Annotated in this window: 7 protein-coding genes; 2 read left to right on the forward strand and 5 right to left on the reverse strand. The window is 42.3% G+C overall.

Translation table 11 applies throughout. From position 1 onward, the window contains the following. Positions 1 to 102 precede the first annotated feature (102 nt). Positions 103 to 360 (forward strand): hypothetical protein, encoded by a 258-nt coding sequence (locus AACT52_RS08715; RefSeq protein ID WP_073636553.1) that lies wholly within the window; start codon positions 103 to 105, stop codon positions 358 to 360. Between the two features lies 1 nt (position 361). Here AACT52_RS08715 and truB read toward each other — a convergent pair whose 3' ends face one another. The 5 genes from truB to AACT52_RS08740 all read right to left on the reverse strand — a co-directional run bounded on the left by truB (position 362) and on the right by AACT52_RS08740 (position 7740). Then, positions 362 to 1249 carry a tRNA pseudouridine(55) synthase TruB gene (gene truB, locus AACT52_RS08720; RefSeq protein WP_073636554.1) on the reverse strand — a complete coding sequence of 296 codons (888 nt, stop codon included), beginning with the start codon at positions 1247 to 1249 and terminating at the stop codon, positions 362 to 364. Between the two features lie 133 nt (positions 1250 to 1382). Then, positions 1383 to 3056, reverse strand: a complete 1674-nt coding sequence (locus AACT52_RS08725) for an alpha/beta hydrolase (protein WP_073636555.1) — start codon at positions 3054 to 3056, stop codon at positions 1383 to 1385. A gap of 316 nt (positions 3057 to 3372) precedes the next feature. Beyond that, the gene (locus AACT52_RS08730) at positions 3373 to 4923 is read right to left on the reverse strand and encodes a hydantoinase B/oxoprolinase family protein (RefSeq protein WP_073636556.1); all 1551 of its coding nucleotides are present in this window, start codon (positions 4921 to 4923) and stop codon (positions 3373 to 3375) included. An 87-nt stretch (positions 4924 to 5010) separates the two neighbouring features. Beyond that, positions 5011 to 5487 carry an ester cyclase gene (locus tag AACT52_RS08735; RefSeq protein WP_073636557.1) on the reverse strand — a complete coding sequence of 159 codons (477 nt, stop codon included), beginning with the start codon at positions 5485 to 5487 and terminating at the stop codon, positions 5011 to 5013. Positions 5488 to 5553: 66 nt separating this feature from the next. Then, positions 5554 to 7740, reverse strand: a complete 2187-nt coding sequence (locus AACT52_RS08740; protein WP_073636558.1) for a hydantoinase/oxoprolinase family protein — start codon at positions 7738 to 7740, stop codon at positions 5554 to 5556. A gap of 222 nt (positions 7741 to 7962) precedes the next feature. On the opposite strand from AACT52_RS08740, the gene AACT52_RS41310 reads away from it, so the two are divergent. Then, positions 7963 to 8160 (forward strand): helix-turn-helix domain-containing protein, encoded by a 198-nt coding sequence (locus AACT52_RS41310; protein ID WP_143173022.1) that lies wholly within the window; start codon positions 7963 to 7965, stop codon positions 8158 to 8160. Positions 8161 to 8310 lie beyond the last annotated feature (150 nt).

An 8310-nucleotide genomic window follows, 5' to 3' on the forward strand; every position in this document is an offset into this window, starting at 1 on the left:
CACATTTAATATTAAATTAATTCCAAAAATAGATATATTGGCGGGCAAAACTAGCTACGCTAGTTTTGCCCCCTTGCAAAGAAATTAATCTACTGGAGAGTTATGCATAAAAGCTTTGAAGAATACGAGCAGTTCATTGAAGAGTACAATAAATTCCTACAGGACTACGCACGCTCTTCAGAACTTATTACAGCAATGAAAACTTTACAACAGCAAAATCCTCAAGCCAGTTTATTATATCAAGAAGCTGTACAGGCACATATAGATGCCACAAATGCATACATAAAAACAGTCGCAATGTATAAGCAATTAGTCCTGAAATGGCTTTTGGTAGCGGAATCTTGTCATAAGCATAGATAATTTAGATAGGCTCGAACACCATTTCAGGAATTAGTAGCTGGTTTGTATCTGAATTTACCAGTTTAGCGATTCCCAAAAAGCGCCCATCTTCATCGTAAACTCGTAAGATTTCTACAACATTGAGAGTAACACAAATGCGCTGACCTTGACACCATTTCTGTGCTTGAGTTGCGCTTAAGGTAATAAAAGGAAGATGCTGTAAGGCTGCATCGGGGGGAGTGGGTTGAAATGTCCCAGCTTGCACCTTCGCTTCCAAGTCGGTCAAGGTGATGCTATCTGTTAAGTCAAACCCACTGCTTTGTGTTCGTGTTAAAGCAGCGAGAGTTCCACCAGTTTGTAAGACTGTCCCTAAATCACGGGCGATCGCCCGAATATATGTCCCCGCACCACAGGCGATCGCCACATCCACTTCCGGAAACTCCTTTTCTCGCCAGTCCAAAATTTCAATTTGGAAAACTTCCACTATCCGTGCTGGCACTTCTACATCTTCCCCTTTACGTGCTAACTCGTACAGGCGTTTGCCTTGGACTTGAATGGCGCTGTAAATCGGTGGAATTTGCTCGATTTTGCCAACAAATTTTTCCAGTGCTGATTTCACCGCGTCTAAACTCAACTTAGTGCAAGGTTGCGAGGCGATGATTTCGCCTTCCAAATCATCGGTTGTGGTACGCACACCCAAGCGAATTGTCGCTTTGTAAGCTTTTTCTCCGGGAAGATACTGCAACAAGCGAGTTGCTTTACCAACGGCGATGGGTAACACTCCTGTGGCTGCTGGATCTAAAGTTCCAGCGTGTCCCACGCGCTTGAGGCGCAAAAGTTTACGTGTCTTCGCCACACAGTCGTGGGAAGTCCAGTCAAATGGTTTATTGAGATTGAGGAAACCTTGCATATCCTTGCATATAAGTTATAAATTATAACCGCAGATGCACAAAGCATTGCACGCAGATAATTCATCTGTGTCCATCTGTGTCCATCTGTGGTTTAATTTTCATAGTAATTGACTTTTGCAAGAGCATTACTCATCATCTCTTCGCTTGTGCTAACTCGGTGCGCGTCAAGGACTGAATGAAACTCAAACCACCTGAGCGACCAGAAATAACTTTAGCGTAGGCGGCGTTGAGGTAGGTAGCGTATCCTGGCGTTCGTGTAACGTAAGTTTCAAAGAAAGGCACGCTCAAAACATTCATGTAACGTTGTGCAACACTTGGATTATACCCAACCACCTCCGAAGGTAAAGATACTTGTTCGGCGCTACCCTTACCATTACCAATAATGGAAAAGTGGGTTGCACGCCGAAGTACTGCTAGATACTTTTGTGAATTCTTTATCCAAGAGAAAGGCAAAAGTTGTTCGTATAAAGCTGGCGCGATAGTATCATCGCTGCTGGCGACAATCATGACTGGAGTTTGAATTTGGCTTAAACCAGCTTCTCCAAAGATACTGCTGGTCATTGGGTTCACCGCAATGATCGCTTTGATTCTCTCATCTCGAAAGTGATATTCCTTAGGGTTGTTGCTACGCAATTCGAGTGCATGACATTGAAGCAGTAAAGAGAGATTCCAAGTATTTTTGAGTGCTTTTGGTTGACAGTCTTTTTGGAGTTGTCCAAAGTTAATCTTTGCACCCGCCAAGGCTAAAGCTGTGTACCCACCGAAGGATTGACCAAACACTCCGACTCTTTGCAGGTTGAGCCGACCTTTAAAACGTGCATCCGTTCTGCTAAGTTCTTGGAGCTGATCAAGAATATATTTTACATCGAGAGGTCGGTTCTTAAATTCATCGGCTTGTGCTACTTCACTTGTACTTCCATTGAAGAGCGATCGCAATTGTTTGGTGTCACTCCCAGGATGATTGGGAACAACAACAGCAAACCCGTGAGAAGCTAAATGAGTGGCTAGATATTCAAAGTTACTGCTGTCTGAACCCAAACCGTGAGAAATGATGATTACAGGGACGCGACTTTGAACGTTAGGAAGGTAAACATCAGTCAACAAAAACCGTTTGCGTAGTGAATCGAAAAACTTCAGCGTCTGTTTTTGCGATATGAACCGTCCTTTACGCCGTAAATCTGGCAATTGGGAGTCTAGCGGTAGTCTAATTGTGGCAGCTTCGACATTTGACTTTTGAGAAACTGCTGTAACAGCTCGATTTGTTTCATTAACCAGTTTTTCTAGTTCCGCAGCCATTCCCAAAGTTCTTGACAAATCTATATAAATATTGGGGCTCGGATACTTACGCAACAAATTCAATAACGTTAAGCCTCCTGGTTCAGTGGAAGCTAAAATAAGCGCCCCTCGTAAGGCGTGAAATCCTGGTTTTGGTTGACGAGATTCGGTTTTAATCACTTCTCCCAACCGTTGCAGCAGAAATTCTCCTTGTGGTGTATAAAGAAATTGCGACACCGCGACGGGATTTACCTTAATCGGAGTCAGCAACGCATGCCGCAACTGCTGAAGCTGTTCTTTTTTCAGATATTGCCTATAAACTACCAAGTCGTCGTCAAGGACACCGTTTCTGGCGTAGTTTTCCAAAGCAGTGACAGATATCGAACGCTCAAAGGCTGAATATGATGCATAAATTCGCTCTGCGGCTATGGCAGATTTACCAAACCCAAGTGTTGGCAGCAACATAGAGAGAACCAGCCACAGCGAATTCTTTCTGAAGGCGCTGATCCAATGACCAAATAAGTTGTTCATTGTTTAACTGTGCAAGGAGATTTTATTTAACGAGGCGTGATCTGTAGTCGTTGTGCGGGCACTCCAGAATTAATTGATATCTTCGCCTCTCAATATAGAGATATTTTTGATGTTTTTTTTCTTTTGAAATTCAAATACAAAACTTCAAAGAGTACATCAAGTAGGTGGAATACCCACTTTCAATATATCAAATAGCTGCACTGTGCTAAAAATTATCTTACTTCTGGGGGAGTAGTTTTATTTGCAGCAATTCGAGGCAAGATTACTAACAAGCCCAGAAGAAGAAAAGCTACTATCACATTTGTTGATTCAAAACTCAGGAGACTTTACCAAATCCTCCTCCTCCAGGGGTTTCTATCACAAAAACATCCCCAGGCTTCATCTCTACTGTTGCTGGAAACTCTAAAATCTCTTGGGTTCCATCCTGACGTTCTATCGAGTTGCGTCCTACAAGTCCGGCTTCTCCACCATTTAATCCAAAGGGAGGAACAAACCGATGATTAGAGAGAATATTAGCTGTCATGGGTTCTAAAAACCGGATGCGACGGATAACCCCATTACCACCGCAATGTTTTCCTTTACCCCCGCTATCCGGACGAAGACAAAAGCTTTCTACTTGTACAGGATAACGGGTTTCTAAAACTTCTGGGTCGGTCAAGCGGGAGTTCGTCATGTGGGTTTGTACTGCATCGGTACCATCAAAATTAGCCCCCGCCCCGGAACCACCGCAGATGGTTTCATAGTATTGATACCGCTCATTACCAAAGGTAAAATTATTCATTGTTCCTTGAGAAGCAGCCATCACACCCAAAGCACCATACAAAGCATCGACAATGATTTGAGAAGTCTCTACATTACCTGCTACAACTGCTGCCGGATAGGTTGGGTTAAGCATACAACCTTCAGGAATAATAATTTCTAGAGGCTTCAGACACCCGGCATTCAGGGGAATATTATCATCAACCAGAGTCCGGAAAACATACAAAACTGCAGCTTGAGTGACGGCTTTGGGAGCATTGAAGTTACTATTGAGTTGTTTAGAAGTCCCAGTAAAATCAATGGTAGCGCTGCGATTTTTTCGGTCTATATTCACTTTAACTTGAATTTGCGCCTTATTATCCATTTCATAAATAAATGAGCCATCACTGAGAACATCAATTGCCTTTCTGACTGACTCCTCAGCATTATCCTGCACAAATTTCATATAAGCTTGGACAGTCTCAAGTCCGTATTGCTTAACCATTTTACCGAGTTCTTGAACTCCTCTTTCATTGGCGGCAATTTGTGCTTTAAAATCAGCTAGATTTTGGTCAGGGTTACGAGCAGGATAAGGATGATTTAAGAGTAACTCTCGTACTACGGTTTCCTGAAAATTTCCCTCCTCAACTAAGAGAAAATTATCAAAGAGAATTCCTTCCTCTTCTATTGTGGTACTGTGGGGAGGCATTGAACCCGGAGTAATTCCACCGATATCAGCTTGGTGTCCACGAGAAGCTACATAGAAAATAATTTGTTTTCCGTCTTCGTCAAAAACAGGAGTAATCGCAGTCACATCAGGAAGATGCGTTCCCCCATTATAGGGATTGTTAGATAAATACACATTTCCTGGTTTTATAGTGTCGCTTTTATCATTAATTAAACTGCGGACACTTTCACTCATTGAGCCTAAATGTACAGGAATGTGGGGGGCATTAGCAACTAATAATCCAGAAGCGTCAAAAATAGCACAGGAGAAATCTAGCCTTTCTTTAATATTCACAGATGCTGCCGTATTTTGGAGAACAATCCCCATTTGTTCGGCAATAAATTGATAGAGGTTTTTGAAGATTTCTAAGCGGACGGGATCGGGTTGAGATGTTGTGTACATTTTGGAATCCTATTTGTTGATATTTGATGAATTCATGAATATGTTATGCCGCAATAACTACCGCAATTTATGTTACTTTTTCTCTCTCTAGCGCTTTTTAAACGGCTTGGCTAAAAGCTTTTTAATGATATGCCGGACAAGTGTGGGACCTGGTAGAAAAACAATACCCAACTGTTGCATTAATCCCAGCGCGTCACCTTGTCCCCAATGCTCCACGATTTTGCCGTTCTCAACGCGATCAAGGTGCATAATTGATAATTTTATTTGCTTAAGAGTTGGGGGAATACCTTGAAAGTCACCCAAATGTGTAGCTGTGAACGTCCCACAAGTGACAACTTTATCGCCTTCAACAATCACTTCATCAAATGTGTGTTGACCATTGAGAAAGGCTAAGTAGAACGCCATACCGAACTGTTTAAAACCTTCGCCGTCGAGGGGTTCAGGGACACCAGCCATGTGAGCAACAAAATTGGAGGCGAGAAGTGCTAATGCTTGGTCAATATTCCGATTATCGAAAGCTTTGTAAAACTGGAGAACGATCGCTTGACTTTGCTGGCTTGACATTGATTAGATGCTTCTTTTTTCACTAAGATTGTAGTGGATTGCAAACATTAGACCTTAATAGCCAATTTAGAGACGTTGTAATATTAAATGATTACGTTCAGTTAATCTTGCTTCCCAGTCAGGTTCAACCACAATCGTGCTAATTTTTTCTACGATAATTGCAGGTCCACTAATCCTATCTTCCGGTTGTAAATTTTCCCGTTCATAAACGGGAGTATCATGCCACTGTTCAGCAGTAAACATCTGTACTGTTTCAACAGGCGTGGGAACTTCATCTATGGAACGAGTACGAGTTATTAAGGGTTCTTCAGGAGTATCCATCTTCTGAATAACTTCCACCGAGGCTGATTCAACAATTAAGCTTTTCTCTAATTGAATGAAACCATAACGAGATTTGTGTTCAACCTCAAATTCTTGTTGCATCACTGCCACATCCGAGGCAAAATCAACTGTCAAGCTAGAGTTTGTAGCTTCATATTTTAAATTCACTTTTCGGACGACTTCCTCTTCACTACTTGCTTCAACCCCACCCGCCCTATCGGGCACCCCCCTCTGTCCCCCCTTACCAAGGGGGGATGAAAGGGGGGTGGGAGGGTTGGGGAGGGGTAATTCACTTCTCGCTTGGGTTTCTAATAACTCCATTAACTGCACTAGTTGAGGAATTAATCCTTGGATGAGAGGCTTTTCTACTCCTCCTTCTCTAATTGCCCGGACATCAGCTAATCCCATTCCATAAGCAGAAAGAACTCCAGCATAAGGGTGAAGAAATATCTTTTTCATCCCCAAAGTATCGGCAATTAAACAAGCAACTTGCCCTCCTGCGCCTCCAAAACAACAAAGCACATATTGGGTGACATCATAACCTCGTTGTAGGCTGATTTTTTTGATTGCGTTTGCCATATTTTCCACAGCGATCGCAATAAATCCAGCTGCGACTTGTACGTTCGTACGGCTATTTCCTGTGACAGCTTCAATCTCTTGAGCTAATTGTGTAAATTTCTGAATGACAATATCTTTATCTAAAGGCAAATTGCCATCTAATCCAAAGACAGAAGGAAAATATTGAGGATGAATTTTGCCTAACATAACATTGGCATCAGTAACTGTTAATGGTCCGCCACGTCGGTAACAAGCAGGACCAGGATTTGATCCAGCAGATTCCGGTCCGACACGATAACGAGAACCATCAAAAAATAGAATTGAACCGCCTCCAGCAGCAATTGTATTAATAGCTAATACGGGGACTCGCATCCGCGCCCCTGCAATCTCCGAATCTAGTTGCCGTTCATACTCTCCTTTAAAATGGGCAACATCTGTACTTGTCCCTCCCATATCAAAAGTAATGACTAACTCAAAACCCGCCCTTTTGCTAGTTTGTACTGCGCCGACAATTCCCCCTGCAGGACCACTCAAAATACTATCTTTTCCTTGAAATTGTTCGGCTGCGACTAAACCCCCGTCAGATTTCATGAACATTAATCTGACTCCGGGTAACTGACTGGCTACTTGGTTGACATAGCGACGCAGAATAGGAGTTAAATAAGCATCGACGACTGTTGTATCCCCTCGGCTGACCAATTTCATTAAAGGACTCACTTGATGCGATACGGAGATTTGCGTAAATCCTATTTCTTGGGCAAGTTTGGCGACTTGTTGTTCATGTTGAGGATAGCGATCGCTGTGCATAAAAACAATCGCACAAGAGCGAATACCTGTGTTGTAAACTGCTTGTAAGTCATTTTTGACTTGTTCAATATTTACGGCGATTAATTCTTGACCGTTAGCATCATAGCGTTCTGAAACCTCAATCACCTGCTCGTAAAGCATGGTTGGTAAAATGATATGACGGGCAAAGATGTTAGGACGGTTTTGATAGCCAATCAAGAGTGCATCTTTAAACCCTTTGGTAATCACAAGTGCGACTCTATCCCCTTTCCTTTCTAACAGTGCATTTGTTGCTACTGTTGTCCCCATTTTGACCACTTCTATTGCTTCAGTTGGAATGGGTTCGTTGCCTGAAACACCGATGATATCCCGAATACCTTGAATAACTGCATCTTGATATTGTTCGGGATTTTCTGAAAGTAATTTATAGACTATAATCCATTGCCCCTTAGGTAGGGGAACAATTAAAAAACGTAACGGACTTTCTCCTACAGAATGTCTTGAGAGTCCATCTATAATTGCGCGATCGTCAGTCACCGCAACCAAATCGGTAAATGTACCACCTCGGTCAGCAAAAACTTTCAACATTGCTTTGTTTCCTCATCGTCTAGAATTAGAGTAACAAAAGGATTTGGGGTGATTCTACTTTAAGTTCGAAAGATTTTTGCGACGTGTGTGATATCAAATCTGGTTGAACACTTATTATTACTGTAAAACCTAAGTTAATTTAGAGTGTGATTGCATAACGTAGGTGTTCCAGCAACTTTTTCGAGCGTTGCTAGGTAGAATTAAAAGGATGCTAATGGGTGGATAAGCACACAAGAAATTGCAGAAAACACAAATCTGCGAAAAGGCACCATCAACAGACATCTCAAATATCTGGTAGAAAGTAATGTACTTGAAGTACTTAAGGAACTGACTTTTTACCTTTACCGAATCTCTGATGATCAGATGTCTGAAGTGAAGAAACAACTTGAGCACTTAAAGCAAAACCACCCCACGCGGTGACTGCGGGGTGGTAGCAGTGAGGCACTTAAGAGGTGCTACGCTGGAATTTCTTCCCCTGTCTCAACAATACGAGATGCTTTCATGTGTCCTTTGTTATCAGAAAAATGGGTTAGAAACCCCGTCCTTCGTTTGACGGCTTTACAGGTTAAT

Origin of the sequence: Scytonema sp. HK-05 (assembly GCF_963872035.1) — a bacterium.
Lineage (GTDB): Bacteria > Cyanobacteriota > Cyanobacteriia > Cyanobacteriales > Nostocaceae > Kalymmatonema.